General features: G+C 58.3%; 17 protein-coding genes and 1 riboswitch. Of the genes, 15 read left to right on the forward strand and 2 right to left on the reverse strand.

The features are described from left to right. Window positions 1–12 precede the first annotated feature (12 nt). Both soxX and soxB read left to right on the forward strand, forming a co-directional pair. Window positions 13–633 carry a sulfur oxidation c-type cytochrome SoxX gene (gene soxX / locus VIL80_RS15125; protein ID WP_332036926.1) on the forward strand — a complete coding sequence of 207 codons (621 nt, stop codon included), beginning with the start codon at window positions 13–15 and terminating at the stop codon, window positions 631–633. Window positions 634–639: 6 nt separating this feature from the next. After that, complete coding sequence (soxB, locus tag VIL80_RS15130; protein WP_332036927.1) at window positions 640–2,361, forward strand: thiosulfohydrolase SoxB; 1,722 nt, start codon at window positions 640–642, stop codon at window positions 2,359–2,361. Window positions 2,362–2,378: 17 nt separating this feature from the next. Here the strand turns inward: soxB and VIL80_RS15135 are convergent, their stop codons facing one another. After that, the gene (locus VIL80_RS15135) at window positions 2,379–2,666 is read right to left on the reverse strand and encodes a metal-sensitive transcriptional regulator (protein ID WP_332036928.1); all 288 of its coding nucleotides are present in this window, start codon (window positions 2,664–2,666) and stop codon (window positions 2,379–2,381) included. Between the two features lie 138 nt (window positions 2,667–2,804). Next, window positions 2,805–3,527, reverse strand: a complete 723-nt coding sequence (locus VIL80_RS15140) for a YebC/PmpR family DNA-binding transcriptional regulator (RefSeq protein ID WP_332036929.1) — start codon at window positions 3,525–3,527, stop codon at window positions 2,805–2,807. Window positions 3,528–3,729: 202 nt separating this feature from the next. Here VIL80_RS15140 and VIL80_RS15145 point away from each other — a divergent pair, with 202 nt between their 5' ends. From VIL80_RS15145 to VIL80_RS15205, 13 genes are all read left to right on the forward strand, one after another. Next, on the forward strand, window positions 3,730–5,040 hold the full coding sequence (locus VIL80_RS15145; RefSeq protein ID WP_332036930.1) for an NCS2 family permease: 1,311 nt from the start codon (window positions 3,730–3,732) through the stop codon (window positions 5,038–5,040). 112 nt (window positions 5,041–5,152) lie between these two features. Further along, window positions 5,153–6,460, forward strand: coding sequence for a glycerate kinase type-2 family protein (locus VIL80_RS15150; RefSeq protein WP_332036931.1), 1,308 nt, complete (start codon window positions 5,153–5,155; stop codon window positions 6,458–6,460). A 23-nt stretch (window positions 6,461–6,483) separates the two neighbouring features. Continuing rightward, window positions 6,484–7,962, forward strand: coding sequence for a pyruvate kinase (gene pyk, locus VIL80_RS15155; protein WP_332036932.1), 1,479 nt, complete (start codon window positions 6,484–6,486; stop codon window positions 7,960–7,962). 164 nt (window positions 7,963–8,126) lie between these two features. Beyond that, window positions 8,127–8,267, forward strand: a riboswitch (molybdenum cofactor riboswitch). Further along, window positions 8,252–9,235, forward strand: a complete 984-nt coding sequence (gene moaA, locus VIL80_RS15160; RefSeq protein WP_332036933.1) for a GTP 3',8-cyclase MoaA — start codon at window positions 8,252–8,254, stop codon at window positions 9,233–9,235. (Overlaps the previous riboswitch by 16 nt.) Before the next feature lie 211 nt (window positions 9,236–9,446). After that, a complete protein-coding gene (gene moaB, locus VIL80_RS15165) occupies window positions 9,447–9,962 on the forward strand; it encodes a molybdenum cofactor biosynthesis protein B (RefSeq protein WP_332036934.1) in 516 nt (171 codons plus the stop codon). Window positions 9,963–9,979: 17 nt separating this feature from the next. After that, window positions 9,980–10,471: a cyclic pyranopterin monophosphate synthase MoaC gene (gene moaC / locus VIL80_RS15170; protein ID WP_332036935.1), complete on the forward strand. Its 492-nt coding sequence runs from the start codon at window positions 9,980–9,982 to the stop codon at window positions 10,469–10,471. Further along, window positions 10,468–10,716 (forward strand): molybdopterin synthase sulfur carrier subunit, encoded by a 249-nt coding sequence (moaD, locus tag VIL80_RS15175; RefSeq protein ID WP_332036936.1) that lies wholly within the window; start codon window positions 10,468–10,470, stop codon window positions 10,714–10,716. Before moaC ends, moaD begins: the two co-directional genes overlap by 4 nt. Before the next feature lies 1 nt (window position 10,717). After that, complete coding sequence (locus VIL80_RS15180) at window positions 10,718–11,197, forward strand: molybdenum cofactor biosynthesis protein MoaE (RefSeq protein WP_332036937.1); 480 nt, start codon at window positions 10,718–10,720, stop codon at window positions 11,195–11,197. 375 nt (window positions 11,198–11,572) lie between these two features. Then, window positions 11,573–12,091: a hypothetical protein gene (locus VIL80_RS15185; protein ID WP_332036938.1), complete on the forward strand. Its 519-nt coding sequence runs from the start codon at window positions 11,573–11,575 to the stop codon at window positions 12,089–12,091. A 2-nt stretch (window positions 12,092–12,093) separates the two neighbouring features. After that, window positions 12,094–14,175, forward strand: coding sequence for a tetratricopeptide repeat protein (locus VIL80_RS15190; protein ID WP_332036939.1), 2,082 nt, complete (start codon window positions 12,094–12,096; stop codon window positions 14,173–14,175). 34 nt (window positions 14,176–14,209) lie between these two features. After that, on the forward strand, window positions 14,210–17,470 hold the full coding sequence (locus tag VIL80_RS15195; RefSeq protein WP_332036940.1) for a tetratricopeptide repeat protein: 3,261 nt from the start codon (window positions 14,210–14,212) through the stop codon (window positions 17,468–17,470). Continuing rightward, window positions 17,470–18,066 carry a tetratricopeptide repeat protein gene (locus VIL80_RS15200; RefSeq protein ID WP_332036941.1) on the forward strand — a complete coding sequence of 199 codons (597 nt, stop codon included), beginning with the start codon at window positions 17,470–17,472 and terminating at the stop codon, window positions 18,064–18,066. The genes VIL80_RS15195 and VIL80_RS15200 overlap by 1 nt, the downstream gene beginning before the upstream one ends. Beyond that, window positions 18,066–18,374 carry a hypothetical protein gene (locus VIL80_RS15205; protein ID WP_332036942.1) on the forward strand — a complete coding sequence of 103 codons (309 nt, stop codon included), beginning with the start codon at window positions 18,066–18,068 and terminating at the stop codon, window positions 18,372–18,374. Before VIL80_RS15200 ends, VIL80_RS15205 begins: the two co-directional genes overlap by 1 nt. Window positions 18,375–18,427 lie beyond the last annotated feature (53 nt).

Consider the following 18,427-nt stretch of genomic DNA (forward strand, 5'->3'; position numbering starts at 1 on the left):
GAGCTCAAAGCGATGTGGAAATTAAAATACCTGCTCGCTGTCGTTGTGGTTTCTGTGACGGTGAGTACCAGCGCCGAATCCGGATCGCAGTCCAAAGCAAAGACTGTGGAATCCGTATGGCTTGAGTCGATGGTGGCTAAAAATCATGTGGGCCTCGATCGTGTAAACCAGACCGCACTGCAGAGAGCATGTAGCAATGCCGATAGCCAGGTGGTTGCAGATACGGAGCGCGAACAGCTGCGGCAGGATGCGGCCAAATCGGTGGTGTATCCCGCTGACGGTGTGTTTCTCGGCAATTGGCAGCAGGGCGAAACCATTGCTGGAAATGGCAAAGGGATGCAGTGGAGCGATGATCCCAGCGAGCCGAATGGAGGAAATTGCTACGCGTGTCACCAGATGAGCCCAGATGAGGTCGCGTATGGCACGGTCGGGCCGTCACTGCGCAATTACGGTATGCGCGGTGTTTCGGAGGCGATGCTGAAATATACCTGGGCCAAGATCTGGAATCCTCAGGTCTACCTGGTTTGCTCACATATGCCCCGTTTCGGTGATGCTGGCATTCTCGATGAGCAGCAAATCCGCGATGTGATGGCGTATCTGTTTGATCCGGCTTCCCCTGTTAATCGCAAGTGAGTTTTTATGAATAGACGGGAATTTGCCCAAATGCTGGGGTTGGGGGTAGTGGCGGGGATATCCCTGCCACTGCTGAATGGATGTGGCCGCAAATCAGTGGCCGCTGCGGGTGATTTGTACGATCTGCCGCGGTTTGGCAATGTGCACTTCATGCACATGACCGATGCTCACGCGCAATTGATGCCGGTTTATTACCGGGAGCCGTCTGTCAATATTGGTGTGCACGGTGCGAGAAACCAGTCGCCGCACATTGTCGGTGAGGCCTTCTTGAAAGCGTATGGACTACCCGCTGACTCGCGTATTGCCCATGCCCTTACGTATCTGGATTTCAACGCGGCGGCAGCACAGTTTGGGCGCGTGGGCGGCTTTGCCCACCTGGCAACTCTGGTAAAGCAGGTCCGCGCTTCGCGGCCGGGCTCACTGCTGCTTGACGGCGGCGACCTCTGGCAGGGTTCGGCGACGTCCCTGTGGACGAAGGGCCAGGATATGGTCGATGCCAGTAAAGCACTGGGGATCGATATCATGACTGGCCATTGGGAGTTTACCCTCGGCGCGGACAGGGTCATGGAGATTATTGAAAATGATCTCGACGGCCACATTGAATTTCTGGCGCATAACGTAAAAGACTTCGACTTTGGCGATGCGATATTTGCAAGCCACACCATGCGTGAAATGAATGGTGTGCCCGTCGCCATTATCGGTCAGGCATTTCCGTATACGCCGATCGCCAATCCCGGGCACTTTACCCCGGGCTGGACGTTCGGAATTCAGGAGCGTGAGCTGCAGGAAACGATCAACAAGGTGCGCAGCCAGGGTGCCCAGGTTGTGGTGTTGCTTTCTCACAACGGCGCGGATGTCGATATCAAATTGGCTTCCAGGCTAAGTGGCCTGGACGCGATCATGGGAGGCCATACTCACGACGCGATTCCGCAAGCGATACAGGTCAAAGACAGCGCTGGTGGACAAACCCTGGTGACCAACGCCGGCAGTAACGGCAAGTTTCTCGGTGTACTGGATTTTGATGTACAGGCCGGCAAGATCAAGCAGTGGCATTATCGCTTGCTGCCGGTGTTCGCGGACTTGTTACCCGCGGACCCCAAGATGGCTGCACTAATTGATCGGGTACGTGCGCCCTATCTGGACAAGCTCAATACCACGCTGGCGACAACTGAGGGGCTCCTGTATCGACGGGGTAACTTCAACGGCAGTTTTGACCAGCTTATTGTTGATGCGCTGATGGAAACCAAGGACGCGGAGATCGCATTCTCGCCGGGATTCCGTTGGGGCACTTCTTTATTGCCGGGTGACAAGATCACGGTAGAGGACTTGATGAGTCAGGTCGCGATCACTTATCCACAGACCACGCTTAATGAGTTTACCGGCGAGCGGATCAAGTTCATCCTGGAGGATGTGGCGGATAATCTGTTTAATCCCGATCCCTACTATCAGCAGGGTGGCGATATGGTGCGTGTCGGTGGTTTGGACTACACCATCAATCCAAATGCCGATAGCGGCAACCGGATTTCAGAGATGAGCCTCAATGGCAAACCCGTTGAAGCCAGCAAAACTTACAAAGTTGCGGGTTGGGCGCCAGTAGCCGAAGGGGTGGAAGGTGAGCCCATATGGGATGTGGTTGGCAACTGGCTGGCAAGCAAGAAGACCGTGCCGCTGCTTGAGCCGAAACAACCGCGTATTGTGGGCTTGAAGGATAATCTTGGGCTAGTGTAGTGCTAGCCCAGCATGTCTTAGGCGTATTTACTGATCAGGTCGGTGAAGTGCTTTATCTGGCTCTCCAGGTCTGCGGAGCTTTTGTTGCCGCTGTTCTGCGCCTGGCTTAGCTCCTGGCGCATTGCACAGGCCATGGTTTCGTAGAACGTTTTGTCCAGCGCCCGGCGCGCGGCAGAGAGCTGCTGAGCAACGCGCTCACAGTCTTGCTCTTCTTCCATCATGCGCTGGATACCGCGCAATTGGCCTTCGACGCGACGCAAGCGTGTGATCAGCGACTTGCGTTTTTCGTCCCAGTTACTGTCCATAATTTCTGTTCCTGAACGTAGGCGGGCATTATACACGCAAGTTATGCGGCCTCATCGCCTCCGCTTCCCCTCAACACGCTCAGTCCACTCCGGAAGAACACGTGCAGATTCCCCCGGGGTGGCTTTCGCTGGTAACGATTACTGCGGGTTTTCCACGTTGTGGTAAACCGCCTGCACATCCTCCAGGTCGTTCAGCATGTTCATAAACTTCTCGAACAGCGCCACGTCATCACCGGAGATCTCGGTGTAGGTCTGCGGCACAAACTGAATCTCGTCCACTTCAAAGTCGATATCACCGAAGGCTTCAATCAGTGCCTGCTTGGCTTTGTAGTAGTCGGTGTGTGGGGCGAAGACAGAGAGTTTGCCGTCTTCGTTTTCGATGTCGGTTACATCCACATCCGCTTCCATCAGCGCTTCCAGCACGGCTTCTTCGTCGTCGTGTTTGAACACGAGAATCGCCAGGTGATCGAAGCTATGGCTGACCGAGCCTTCAGTTCCGATCTTGGTTTTGGTTTTGGTAAAGGCCTGGCGTACGTCGCCAAAGGTGCGGTTGGGGTTGTCGGTCAGGCACTCGATGATGGCCATGCAGCCGCCGGGACCGAAGCCTTCGTAGCGTGCGCGGGCAAAGTCTTCACCGGCGCCGCCCTTGGCCTTCTCGATGGCCTTCTCGATCACGTGGGCGGGGACCTGGTCTTTCTTGGCGCGGTCGATCAGGCTGCGCAGCGCCAGGTTGCCGTTGGGGTCAAGGCCTCCAGACTTGGCGGTCATGTAGATCTCGCGGCCGTAACGGCTGTAGACCCTGGCTTTCATGTTCGAGGTCTTGGCCATTGACTCTTTGCGGTTCTGATAGGCTCTGCCCATGGGGTGCTCCGGTATCGCTGGGTATCACTAGAAATTATTGAAAGGCAGCGATTTTACTGGCGGGCCGCGGGTATGAGAAGCCATTCGGCGCTTTGGTGCTTGCACACGCTGGCGACGACTGGGCGCGTTGGTGAATATTGACCACAATAAGTAGCAGGCATTGCCCTTTTTTACCCCAAAAACCAATTGCCGGAGTTCGTCGGTGCACCAGCAGTCGAGAAACGTATTTGAACGCCTGTTTGCGCTGCGAGCGCACAGAACCACGGTGCGGGGCGAGCTGCTGGCGGGGCTGACCACCTTTGTCACCATGGCCTATGTGGTGTTCGTTACCCCCAATATGCTCGCGGGTACCGGAATGGACCACGGCGCCATCTTCGTCGCCACCTGCCTCGGCAGCGCCATTGCCTGCTTCCTGATGGGGTTCTACGCCAACTGGCCGGTGGGGTTGGCGCCGGGAATCGGGCTGACCGCCTTCTTCGCCTACACAGTGGTGGGGGAGATGGGCTACAGCTGGCAGGTGGCACTGGGCGCGGTATTCATTGCCGGCGTGTTGTTCGTGGCCATGAGCCTGTCGCGGGTGCGGGAGTGGATCATGAACAGTATTCCCATGTGCCTGCGTTATTCCATGGGCGCCGGCGTGGGGTTGTTTCTCGGGCTGATCGGGTTGAAGTCCGCCGGTATCGTGGTGCCCAGTGAAGCGACGCTGGTGGCGATGGGGTCGTTCCACGAGCCTCCGGCGCTGCTGGGCGGGCTATGTTTCCTGTTGATCGCGGTGCTCAGCTACTGGCGTGTATTTGGCGCCATTCTGATCAGTATTCTCGTCGTCACCGGCGCCGGCTTTGCCCTGGGATTGGTTGAATACAAGGGACTGGTGTCTGCGCCACCGAGCCTTGCGCCCACCTGGATGGCGATGGATATCCGCGGCGCATTCGACGTCAGCATGATCAGCGTGATTCTCGCCTTCCTGTTTATCAATATTTTCGACACCGCCGGTACCCTGATGGGCGTTGCCCACCGCGCCGACCTGATCGAGCCGGACGGGCGTATCGAGAAGCTGCCGCGGGCGCTGAAAGCGGACAGCACCTCCAGCGTGCTGGGGGCTTTTCTCGGTTGCCCGCCGGTAACGAGCTTCGTGGAAAGCGCCGCCGGGGTGGCGGCCGGAGGGCGCACGGGGCTGACCGCCGTCACCGTGGGAGCCCTGTTTGTATTGTGCATATTCTTTGCGCCACTGGCGGGAATGATTCCCGCGTACGCGACCGCCGGTGCCCTGATCTATGTGGCGATGTTGATGATGGGCGGCATCGCCAAGATCGACTGGGAGGAATTGACCGACGCTATCCCCGCGCTGGTGACGATGCTCATGATGCCGCTGACTTTTTCCATCGCCAACGGCATCGCCCTCGGCTTCCTGACCTACACCGCACTCAAACTGTTTACCGGCCAATACCGGCAGATCTCCCCCAGCCTGTATATCCTGAGTGCGATTTTCTTAGCCAGGTTCGCATTCTGGTAGACCGTAGCCGGGCGCCAGCCAGTCTCTGTACTCAAGCACAGATTCTCCGGCGGAACCTTTCTTGCAAGGAGGTTGGCATGCAGAATCGCACGACGAGCAGGGAGACATAACAATGAAACAGTTGCCGCCAATCAACCTGGAAACGGATGCGCAGAGTCTCTGCCAGTGGTTACAGAGCCTGGCTGAACTGACCGTGGCCGCGGTGCACCCGGACAATCTGATTCCCGACGATCTGCCCGCGCCCGGGCGCAGAACCCTGGTGGTTGGCGCCGGCAAGGCGAGCGCGGCAATGGCGGCGGCGTTGGAGCGCGCGTGGGGTGAGCGCTATCCGGGGGCTGATATCCAGGGCCTGGTAGTGACCCGCTACGGCCACGCTGCGCACTGCGAGAAGATCGAGGTGCTGGAAGCCGCACACCCCATGCCCGATAAACTGGGCGAGCAGGCCGCCAAACGGATGCTGGATGCGGTGGCGGGGCTGACGGCGGAGGATCTGGTCATTGCCTTGATTTCCGGTGGCGGCTCCGCGCTGATGAGCCTGCCGGCGCCGGGCCTTACCCTGGAGCAGAAGCAGTCGATCAACCGGGCGCTGCTGCGCAGTGGCGCGCCGATCCGCGACATCAACACCGTGCGCCGCCATTTATCCGCCATCAAGGGCGGGCGCCTCGCCGCCGCTGCCCATCCGGCGAGAGTGGTGACTTTCCTGATCTCCGATGTACCGGGAGATGATCCCACCCTGATTGCCTCCGGCCCGACGTTGCCGGATAGCTCAACACCGGCGGATGCGCTGGGGATATTGCAGCGTTACCACATCGATACGCCTGCAGAGGTGCGCGCACTTCTAGAAGCCGGTAATCCCTCACCAGATCCGAGCGATGTTGCTTTTGCCGCAGACAGCGCGGTAGTGCTGGCTAAAGCGGGCGACGCCCTCGAGGCCGCGCGTGAAGCCGCGCTGGCCGCCGGTGTCCATGTGCGGGTGCTGGGCGACAATCTAGAAGGTGAGGCGCGGGATCTGGGTAAAGCCCACGCGGCCCTGGCACTGCAGTGCCAGGGGCAAAGTCGGCGTCCGCTGCTAATCCTCTCCGGTGGTGAAACCAGCGTGACGGTAACTGGCAATGGTCGCGGCGGACGCAACGTGGAATACCTGCTGGGCCTGTTTAACGCGCTCGAAGGCGTGCCGGGCATTTATGCCTTGGCCATCGATACCGACGGCATCGACGGCTCCGAGGACAATGCTGGCGCCTATTTCTCTCCGGCGGACTGGGCAAAAATGCGTGCACAGGGGCTGAACCCCGCGACATTCCTGTCCAACAACGACGCGTACAGTTTTTTTGCCGAGCTCGGCAATCTCATTGTCTCCGGGCCTACCCGAACCAACGTCAACGACTTCCGCGCTATTCTGGTGATGCCAGTGCCCGATTAATGTTCGAGAGGTGAAAGGTCTCCATGTCCCAACTGCCCGCCAGCCAGCGCACCGCCAGTCCCCTGCGTCGTACCAAAATCGTTGCCACCCTCGGCCCCGCCAGCGACAAGCCGGGTGTATTGGAAAGATTACTGAAGGCCGGTGTAGATGTGGTGCGGCTGAATTTTTCCCACGGCACCGCCGACGATCACCGCCGCCGGCTTCAGAAAGTGCGGGAAGTTGCCGACCGCCTCGGTAAAACGGTGGCCGCACTGGGAGACCTGCAGGGCCCGAAAATCCGCATCGCCCGTTTCAAGGACAACGCCGTGGTCCTGCAGGAAGGGCAGCCATTCGTGCTCGACATGGCGCTCGACACCAACGAGGGCGACAACCAGCGTGTGGGCTGCGACTACAAGGATCTGGTGGCGGATGTCGCCGCCGGCGATGTGCTGCTGCTGGACGACGGCCGCGTTGTGCTGGCGGTGGACGCGGTAAACGATCGCGAGGTGTGTACCACTGTCACCGTGGGTGGCCGCCTTTCCAACAACAAGGGTATTAACAAGCAGGGTGGAGGCCTCTCCGCGGCGGCACTCACCGACAAAGACAAGGCCGACCTGAACACCGCTATCGACATTGGCGTGGATTACCTCGCCGTGTCCTTCCCCCGCAGTGCGGAAGATATGCAGGAAGCGCGCACCCTGTTGGGTGAGGCGGGCAAGCATATCGGCCTCGTTGCCAAGGTGGAGCGCGCCGAGGCCGTGTCGGATGACGACACCCTCGACGACATCATTCGTGCCTCGGAGGCGGTAATGGTGGCCCGCGGCGATCTGGGGGTGGAAATTGGCGATGCGGCATTGATCGGCGTGCAGAAGCGAATGATCAAACGCGCCCGCCAACTCAACCGCGCCGTGATTACCGCTACCCAGATGCTGGAGACCATGATCACCGCACCGCTACCTACCCGTGCCGAAGTGTTCGACGTAGCCAACGCGGTGCTGGATGGCACCGACGCGGTAATGCTGTCCGCCGAGACCGCCGCCGGTAACTTCCCGGTGGAAGCGGTAGAGGCTATGCATCGCCTGTGTCTCGGCGCGGAGCGGGAGCGCTCAGCGCAGGAGTCCGGCCACCGCATGCACCAGGGTTTTACACGCATTGACGAAACCATCTCCCTTTCCGCCATGTACGCCGCCAACCACCTCGCTGGCGTGACCGCCATCGCCTGTATGACCCAGACCGGCTATACCCCGCTGATCGCGTCGCGTATTCGCTCGGGCCTGCCCATCGTCGGTCTCGCCCACGACCCCCTGGCACAGCGGCGCATGGCACTGTACCGGGGGGTGATCTCGGTGCTGTTCGTCCCCGGTGAGGGGGAGGGCGACCGCGAGCTGAACCAGCGCGCGCTGGATGTATTGAAAGACCGGGGAATCGTAAAAAGTGGCGACCAGGTAATTCTGATTCGGGGGGACCTGATGCAGTCCCACGGCGGCACCAATACACTCAAGATCCTGGATGTCGGTCCCTGAGGGATTGTGAAGGGTATCGCCTGGCATCTGAAAATTTGCATGGTCAATACAAAGCCGGTATAGATGGTCGGCGTAACCAGAAACCTGCGCCGACACCTGCACCTGCAGTAGCGCGCAAATCTTGATCCGAGGGCAGCTACACTGACTGCGTAAACCGCATACTCAAGCTCGAATTACACCGAGCCATCAGCTCTAAGTCGTAGATACGAACTGATGGCCGCGGACGGCAATATGCCCGCCCGCCAGGGTCGCGAGGGAAACCGACCGGCCTCCCGCATTTGGAAAGGTGATGAAAAAAAACGAAATACTGCAGGACGGTCACGGCCGTCGCTTTTATTATCTGCGCCTGTCGGTCACGGACGTGTGCAACTTCCGTTGCGACTACTGCCTGCCCAACGGCTATCAGGCCAGACACCAGCTACCGGACCTCAGCGTCGCGGAAGCCCGCACCGTCATGCGCGCCTTCGCCCAGCTCGGCACCCGCAAGGTTCGCCTGAGCGGCGGCGAACCCTCCCTGCGCAAAGACCTGCCGGAACTTATCCACAGCGCCAAAGCCACCCCAGGCATCCAGCGCGTCGCCGTCACCACCAATGGTTACAAACTCCCCAGCCTCATCGACAGCTGGCAACAGAGCGGCCTCGACCAGCTCAATGTCAGCATCGACAGCCTGGATAGCGAGGAATTCGCCCGCATCACCGGCCACGACTGTCTGCCGAGAATCCTCTCCGGCATAGACCGTGCGCTGGAGCTGGATATCCAGACCAAGGTAAATGCCGTCTTGCTCAACGACGGCACCCAGGCCCGCCTGTACCATTTCCTGAACTGGCTGAAAACTACCCCGGTCACTCTGCGCTTTATCGAACTTATGCAAACCGGCGACAATCGCGATTACTTCGCCAGCAACCATGTGCGCGGTGCAGAGATCGAACGGCAACTGATTGATGCCGGCTGGCAACTGCTACCCAGATCTCTGGACGCCGGCCCCGCCCGCGAATATGTCCACCCGGACTACGCCGGCCGCATCGGCCTGATCACCCCCTACAGCAAAGACTTCTGCACCAGCTGCAACCGCCTGCGCGTCTCCGCCCAGGGCAAACTGCACCTTTGTTTATTTGCTGACGCGGGCCTGGATTTACGCGAAACAATTCAAACTGGCGACGCCGATGTACTGGCAGAAAAAGTTAGAGCACTGATTGGCAATAAAGAAGTCAGTCACTTTTTACAGCAGGGAAATACGGGGGGAACCCAGAACCTCTCGATAATCGGCGGTTGACCACAATATTTTCAAGGCTTACGAAGCACAAACACTTGAATTGAAGATCGGGCGCCGGGGGTGGATTTTCAGGATCGTCGCAAACAGGATGTTTGCGCCGAAGCGCCCAGGGATGGGTTTACAGCGGTCCTGAAAATCCGCACCCGGTGACCGGTCGCCACAGAACCAAAAACAGAGCGCCCAACCAGGAAAGCGACGGAGCACAAAACAAATGGCACACGAGCCAATCGACAAAAACCAGAAACTCAATATCGCAATTCTCACAGTGTCCGACACCAGAACCGAAGAAAACGACACCTCCGGAAAATACCTGGTAGAAGCCCTGCAGGAAGACGGCCATACCCTCGCCGACAAAGCCATCGTCATCGACGACAAATACTTACTGCGTGCCAAAGTCTCCGCCTGGATCGCCGACCCGGACATTCACGTCGTCATCTCCACCGGCGGTACCGGCTTCGCAGGCCGCGACTCCACCCCCGAAGCCATCGCCCCCTTGCTCGACAAACACATCGATGGCTTCGGCGAAATGTTCCGCTCCATCAGCTACGAGGAAATCGGCTCCTCCACCATCCAATCGCGGGCACTTGCCGGCATCGCCAACCGCACACTGGTTGCGTGCCTGCCCGGCTCCACCGGCGCCTGCAAAACCGGCTGGACCAAGCTGCTGAAAGAACAGTTGACCGCCAGTCACACGCCTTGCAACTTCGTCGGCTACCTCACGAAATAACGAAATCCAGATCCAAAATGACCCTCACACACCTGAACCAACAGGGCGAAGCCAGCATGGTCGATGTCACAGACAAAGACATCACCGACCGCTCCGCGCGCGCCCAGTCCGCCGTCGCCATGTCCGCGGAAGCCTTTGCACAACTGAAAGCCGGCAACAACAAAAAGGGCGATGTGCTCGCCACCGCCCGCATCGCCGGTATCCAGGCCGCCAAGAAAACTGCCGACCTGATACCCCTGTGCCATCCACTGGCACTGACCAAAGTGCAGGTGGACTTCGAACTGGTGGACGCAACCAATACCGTCAATATTTCCAGTTTCTGCCGGCTCGCAGGCCGTACCGGTGTGGAAATGGAAGCGCTCACCGCCGCCAGCGTGGCCGCGCTCACCATTTACGACATGTGCAAAGCCGTCGACCCGGCCATGGTCATCGGCCCTACCAAACTGCAGGAAAAAACCGGTGGCAAGCGCGGGCACTGGACCTCGGAAAATAGCGGGGGAAAAGCATGATCAGGGTACTGTTCTTTGCCGGCTTGCGGGAGCAGCTGGGCTGCGACCGGCTGGAAGCAGAGGCGGCAGACATCACCAGCATCGCCGAATTGCGCGGGAAACTCGCACAAAAAGGCAGCAACTGGCAGTCAGCACTGGCCAATGAACAATTGCAGGTGGCTCTAAATCAGCAACTTTCCAGCATGGATGCCTCGCTCAGAGACGGCGACGAAGTCGCTTTCTTCCCGCCGGTCACAGGAGGCTGACGTGGCTGTGGAAATATCCATCTCCGTACAGGCCGCGGGCTTCGACCCGGGCGCAGAATACCAGCACCTGCGCAGCGGAAATTATGCAGATGGTGCTACCGCCATGTTCGTGGGCAATGTGCGGGATTTTTCACCAGCGGAGTCGGGGGGAAAGAATCCGGTTGCTGTGTTGGAGCTGGAGCACTATCCGGGGATGGCGGAATCGGCGCTCGCCGATATTGCCCGCCAGGCTGGTGAACGCTGGCCGCTCGGGCGGGTGCGGGTGATCCATCGTTTCGGGCCGCTAACGGCGGGTGAAGAGATTGTGTTTGTCGGCACCACCTCTGCGCATCGCCAAGCAGCATTGGACGCCTGTGCGTTTATTATGGATTTCCTCAAAAGCCGCGCACCTTTCTGGAAAAAAGAAATTAGTGAGGGGGCAGAGGAGGGTAGCTGGGTACAGGCTCGCCACAGCGACGAAGACGCACTGAAGAAATGGTAGCGAAATTTTCGCGCACAAAGTAAGCGCTCGCTCTGGCGCTTGCCCGCGAAATTATTGAACTGATCACCTGCTAACGGTGCGGAACTTGATGTGGTTCCGTTGATTCGACAATTATTGTGATCGTGCGCACAGGGGCGCTTTGCTTAGTGGTAGTGAATCCTGTCACATTATCGAGCTTTTTCCTCTTTGCCTTTGAATTTTAAGAAAAAATTCTTATCCAACTCTGTGCGCGAGTTTTGAAGCGCCTCACATATCCCCCCGTATTGCTTGCAATACAATCTCCTCCGCTGAGTACTCATCTCCGACGTAGGTCGGGTTTTTATGGTCGGTGATTAATTGACCAGTTAAGGGTTGGGGTTCGAGGTAAAAAGGGATATGTACAGAATTCTGATGGCCGCCGTTCTGTTGATGCTGGCGGCGGTGTCCAATGCGCAAGAGGCCAGTCAGGTAAGTCGCGAAGAAATCCGTGGCCTCGACGAGCAGATTCAGGATGTGAAGAAAGATGTAATCAGTCTTACGTCCGAACTCAATCGTCTTGAAGAAAAACTGCTGTTCCCTTCCAACACGCAAGTGGCCCTGTTTGTCTCGCTGCCCGACAGCAGCGAGTTCAGCCTGGAATCCATCGAGATCAAGCTCGACAACCAGATTGTCGCCCACCATCTCTACACCTACCGTGAAATCGAAGCCCTGCAGCTGGGCGGTGTACAGCGAATTCATACCGCCAATGTGCAGACCGGCGCGCATCCCCTGGAAGTGACCTATTTCGGGAAGTCCAAATCCGGCAAAGAGTATCGCGCGACCGCCAGCTACAGCGTTGACAAGGCCGTGGGGCCCAAATTCGTTGAGATCCAGATTGCCGGCAACCAGTCCGCTATCAACTTCAAGGACTGGTAAGCATGAATTCACGTCTGGCCAGTGCGATTGCCGGTGCAGCGCTGACTGCGCTGTGCGCCGTTGCTGTGCAGGCCAAAGCCCCTGTCGATCCCGATCCCGAGGCGCTTCACACCGAAAAGCTGCGCGATCTGTTTTTCGGTGAGGCGCTATTCAATGCGCATCAGGATAAGTATTTCGACGCGATCACCGAGCTGGATACTGAGCTCAAACAGTTTCGCCTGCTGGATGACCCGGAACTGGATCCGTTCAGTTTGCATTTCGGGCAGGCGGAATTTGCAGTAGGGGATCTGGAGCTTTCCTATCGTATGCACCGGGATGCCGGCCGCGCGATGGAGCAGGTGCTGAAAGGCAATGTGCCGCAGCCGATCAAAAACGAAGCCGCCTTCCGCCTGGCCAAGATTCACTATCATAAGCAACAGTTTGCCGATGCCCTGCATGCACTCGAATTGATCGAGGGACGGGTACCCGAGCGTGTGCGTGCAGATGAACAGTTCCTGCGTGCACGGGTTTACATGCAGCTGGGGCGCTTCGAAGAAGCGGTGGCACTGCTGAAAGACCTTAAGGGTGAGAAGTCCCTGGCAGGCTTTGTGGAGTACAACCTGGGTATCGCACTGCTGAAGGCGGGCTATACAGAAAAGGGTGTGCTGGAGCTGGACGGCCTCGGGCGCAACGCCGGTAGCGACGATGCCATGGGCGCGCTGCAGGATAAAACCAATCTGCTGCTTGGCTTCCAGTTGATGGAAGCCAAGGAATACGAGCGCGCACGTACGTATTTTGACCGCGTTCAACTCTCCGGCCCCTTCTCCAATCAGGCCCTACTGGGGGCCGGCTGGGTGGAAGCGAACGCGGGTCGTTATGATCGCGCGCTGGTACCCTGGCAGCTGCTGGCCGAGCGCCAGCCCACCAATTCAGCGGTTCAGGAAGCGATGCTCGCGGTGCCCTATGCCTACGGCAAGCTGGATGTGCACAGTACCGCGGCAGTAAATTACGGCCATGCTCTGGATCTGTTCGGAGCGCAGGTCGACGTGCTGACCCAGTCCATCCAAAGTATCCGCGAAGGCAAGCTGCTGGAAGCTCTGCGCCGCAAGGAAGCCAGCCAGGTCAAAAACTGGGTGGTGGAACTGCGCAAGCTGCCAGATGCCCCGGAAACCCATTACCTGCTGGACCTGATGGCCTCCAACGACTATCAGGAATTCCTGCGCAATTACCAGGATCTGAACGACCTGCTGGAGCGCAACAAAGATTGGCTGCAGAGCCTGGATTCCTTTGAGGAAATCATTGCGCTGCGGCGCGGTTACTACGAGCCGATTCTGCCGGGGCTGGATGTGCAGTTCCGCCAGGTCGACGCCCGCATCAAGATGCGTCTGGAGCAGCGCCAGCGCCTTGCTGCCCGTATCGAGAACCTGCTGATAAATCGCCGTCCGGAACTGCTGGCCAAAAGCGACGAGACTGAATCCCGTCTGATCCTGCAGCAGATTCGCGAAATCCTTGCCTATAACCCCAGCCTCAACAGCGAAGAGACCGAGGCGCGCGTCGCCCGTCTCGAAGGGGTGCTGAAGTTTCAACTGTCTCGCGAGTTCGATGAGCGCCTGACAGAAGCCTACAAGCACCTGCAGGAGCTGGATATCGTCGTCGCCACCCTGCAGGAAACCTACCAGCGCTACGTACGCAGTCGTCAGGCCGCCACCCACAGCTATGAAGGGTATGCCGACCAGATTGCCAGCCTGCGCGGCGGCCTCAATCGCGCCCAGGATCGCATCGACCAGTTGATGGCGCGCCAGGGACGCATGCTCGAGCAGTTGGCGATTAACGAGCTGGATCAGCGCCGTTCCCAGTTGGAGAGCTACCAGATCAAGGCCCGATTTGCCCTGGCCGACAGTTACGACCGCGCCAATGAGTTGCAGGAGCAGCGCGCCGATGCCCGCAAGGTTGAGCAGTACCAGCAGCAGGTAGAGGGACTGAAACAGTCGGAGCCGGAAGAATCTGAGCCTGCGGTAAACCCGGATGGTGAACCGCTGCCCACGGACAATCCGCCAGAACTGGAAGCGCCAGAGCAAGAGATGGAATCCGCCAGCGATGAATAAGCGGCCTATGTACAAAAAGCGGCTCTGCCTGCCCGTGAATACCCTAAGCCTGGTGACTGTGGCCTCTGCCGCATTGTTGCTCAGTGCCTGTGCCAGCAACAGTGGCAATACCATCGGCAGCCTGCAGAAGGTCGATATCAAGATTCAGGAAACCCACATCGATGGCAGCCTGGAAAAAGCGCTGGCGAGTTACCAAAAATACCTGCAGGAAACCCCGGAAACCGCACTCACCCCGGAAGCCATCCGGCGTATCGCCGACCTGAAAATCAAGCAGGCGCACCGTGCGGAAGAGGGCATACTGCCGCGCAACACCGAAACCCGCATTCTGTCGGACGCGGATGTCGCGGCGGCAAATCAGCTCGCGAGCAAAAAGACAACGGCGGCGCGCGCCGACCTGGATGCACCGCAAGTTACCGGTATAGTCGCCAGCGCGAACACTTCTGAAGCTGCTCTTGGCAGCGTTGCGAATTCCAACGCAGAGAGCCAGTCCGACTTCGAGTCCCGCGCCAGTGGCGCTGTGGACCTGAGCGGGTTGGAGAGTGGTGCCGATGCTGGCGATAATCCTGACGCACTGCTCGCTGCCAACGCGCGCGAAGCCATCGAGCTGTATAAAAAACTGCTGGTGCAGTATCCGCAGTACGAGCGCAATGACCAGGTCATGTACCAGCTCTCCCGGGCCTACGAGGAGACCGGCGAGATAGAAGAGGCCGTCGTGGTCCTGCGCCAGCTGGTAGCCAAGTACCCCGCGTCCCGCCATCTGGACGAGTCCTATTTTCGCCTCGGTGAATACTACTTCACCCGCAAGAAGTATCTCGATGCGGAAGAGTCCTATGGCCGTGTTGTCGACATGGGAGAGGGCTCAAGTTTCTACGAACTGGCGGTCTATAAACGTGGCTGGGCACTGTTCAAGCAGGATATGTACGAGATGGCGCTCGACGATTTCGTGCGCATGCTCGATTACAAGGTGGACCAGGGCTACGATTTCGAACAGCAGACCAACGAGACCGAACGCAAGCATATCGAGGATACTTTCCGCGTTATCAGCCTGAGCTTCTCCTATCTCGGTGGTGCGGAATCCATTGTGGAATACTTTACCCAGAAGGGTGCGCGGGACTATGAGTCCTACGTGTACAGTCACCTGGGTGAGTACTATCTCGACAAGCGCCGCTATCAGGATGCCGCGGAGTCCTACAACGCCTTTGTGGCGCGCAACCCGCTGCACAAGGTAGCTCCCGACTTCTCCATCCGCGTAATCGAAATCTACCAGAAGGGCGGGTTCCCGCGGCTGGTGCTGGATGCCAAAAAAGCCTTCGCCAATACCTACGCCCTCGATGCGCAGTACTGGACCGTGTTCGATATTCAGGAATACTCCACCGTGGTGGAATTCCTGCAGACCAACCTGATCGACCTGGCCAGCCACTACCACGCCGCTTACCAGAACGTGAAGCCCAAGGATGAAGAGTTCGCCAAGAAGCGGAGCGAAAATTACCTCGAGGCCATTCACTGGTACCGCCGTTATCTCGGCTCTTTTGCGGATAAACCCAAGGCGCCGGAAATCAACTACCAGCTCGCCGGCCTGATGCTGGAAAACAAGGATTTCCTCAATGCCGCAGTCGAGTACGAGCGCACTGCGTACAATTACCGAGGTCACGCCACCAACGAAAATGCCAGCGAGGCGGGGTACGCTGCGGTATTCGCCTACCGCGAACACCTGAAAATCGACCTTGCCAATGGTCGTACCGCGGAGAAGACAGCGGTACAGAAGGAAATTATCCGTTCGTCCCTCACCTTTGCGGAAACCTTCCCGCAGCACAGCAAGGCCCCGCAGATCCTGCTGGGTGCCGTGGACGATCTGTACAAACTGAAGAGTTACCCGGAGGCCATCCAGAATGGCCGCATGTTGCTGGAGAAGTTCCCGGCGGCGGACCAGCAGATCATTCGCTCCGCGTGGATTCTTGTGGCCCACGCCTCGTTTGACACCGAGCTCTATGCCGATGCCGAAACCGGCTATCGCCAGGCACTGAATCTGACCGCGGTCGATGCCAAGGACCGCCCCGATCTGGTAGACAACCTGGCCGGTGCCATTTACCAACAGGGCGACCAGGCGCGCAAAGCCGAAGACCATCTGGCTGCTGCGGAGCATTTCCTGCGTATCCGCAATGCCGCCCCCGGTGCGAGTATTCTTGCCACTGCCGAGTACGACGCTGCGGCGTCCCTGATCCAATTGGAAAACTGGGCTCGTGCGGCCGATGTGCTAAAGGCTTTCCGCAGCAATCACCCGCAGCACGAGCTACAAAAGGAAGTCACCAAAAAGCTTGCGGTGGTATACCAGGAGAGCGGCCAACTGTTGCTGGCTGCGGCCGAGTTCGAGCGTATCGAGCGCGAATCGGAAGACGACGATGTGCGGCGCGAAGCGCTCACCCAGGCCGCGGATCTGTACAGCGCAGCCAAGAGTTACGACAAGGCGCTGGCGGCCCTCAATCGCTATGTCCAGTTGTTCCCGCGCCCCATGGAGCCCGCATTGGAGACTCGGCAGAAAATTGCTGATATCTACCTCAACAGTGGCAACCAGAAGGCCTACTTCAATACCCTGGATGAGATGGTGCGTATCGAGCTGCGTGGCGGCAACGAGCGCAATGACCGCACTCGCTACCTCGCGGGTAATGCCGCGCTCAAGCTGGCCGAGCCCAAGTTCGAGTCATTTGCGGAAATCGCCCTGGTCGCGCCATTGGAGCAAAATCTGAATACCAAGCGCACCCGCATGCAGGCCGCTACCAGCGCATTTACCGACCTGATCGATTATCAGGTGGCCGACGTCACTGCCGCGGCGACTTACTACCTTGGTGAGATCTATCTCCACTTCAGCCAAGCCCTGAAGGAATCCGAACGCCCGACCAACCTCGACGCGGTGGAATTGGAGGATTACGAGCTGGCGTTGGAAGAGCAGATCTATCCGTTCGAAGAGCGCGCCATCTCCGTACATGAGAAAAACATCAGTCTGATGGTCGCGGGCATTTACAACAACTGGGTGGCGAAGAGTATCGACCAGCTCGCGGGTCTGGTGCCCGCAAGATATGAGCGCCCGGAGGATGCCGACAATATCGTCATGACCATAGTGCCGGTACCGCAAACCCCGGATGAGTCGATCCCAGCACAACAGGTGGTGGAGCAGCAGGTGCCGGAAAGCATCGCTCCTGCGCCCGCAGAGTCCAGCAGTGAGCCAGCAGGGCAACCTGAGTCGCAAGCGCCGGAAACCATCATTGCTGAAAATGAATCCGAGGAGGACCAGGGGTGATGAACCATATCCTCACTCGCGGAAATCTACTGCGTGTATCTGTCGGTGCGCTATTGCTGTTGCTTGGCGCCTGTGCCAGTGGTCCGCAAACTTCAAACCGTCCGGTCGACCCCATGAGCGTAAAAGTTTCTGGCAGTGTCAACCGCGACTTCCTGCAGGCAGTGGAATACCTGCAGGGCGAACGATACCCGGAAGCCGTCGAGTTGCTGTTGAGCGTAGTCGAGCGCGAACAGCGCCTTTCTGCGCCCTACGTCAATCTCGGTATCGCCTATTACAAAACTGGCGATGAAAAGCACGCAGAGGAAGCTTTCCTGCAGGCGCTGCGTGCGGCGCCCCTGGATCCGGTAGCCAGCAACGAACTCGCTGTTCTCTACCGCCGCCAGGGCCGTTTCGATGAAGCCAAAAAGACCTACGCGGAATCGCTACGACTGCACCCAGAAAATCTGCCACTGATCAAAAATCTGGGTATCCTGTGCGACCTCTACCTTCAGGATGTGAATTGTGCACTCGCACAATTCGAACAGTACCTGAAATATCAACCTGAAGATGCCAAGGTTGCCATCTGGGTAACGGACCTCAAACGGAGAGCCAACTGATGGGCGGTAAAAAGCAAAAGCTGGCAATGCTTGCGTTGTTGATGACGGCAGCAACGGCTATCGCACAGGATGATCAGAAGGACGGTGAGGCCAAGGTCGACAAGGAAGTGAAGGAGCTCTCCGGCATTTCGATTATTGGCAACAAAGAAGCGCCAAAATCACTTTACATCGTTCCGTGGAAAAGCTCGGAAGTAGGGGTGGAAAGCGGTCTCAACTCCAGCCTGCTGGACCCGAGGCTGCAGCCACTGGATAAGGAAGTCTTTTCAAGGGAGCTTGAGTTCTACCAGCTCAGCCTCACCGAAGATTAATTTAATTTTTAACCAAAAAACGACCGCTAAGGTCAAAACCAGGCAAAGCGGAA

The organism is Microbulbifer sp. (genome assembly GCF_036563125.1).
Lineage (GTDB): Bacteria > Pseudomonadota > Gammaproteobacteria > Pseudomonadales > Cellvibrionaceae > Microbulbifer.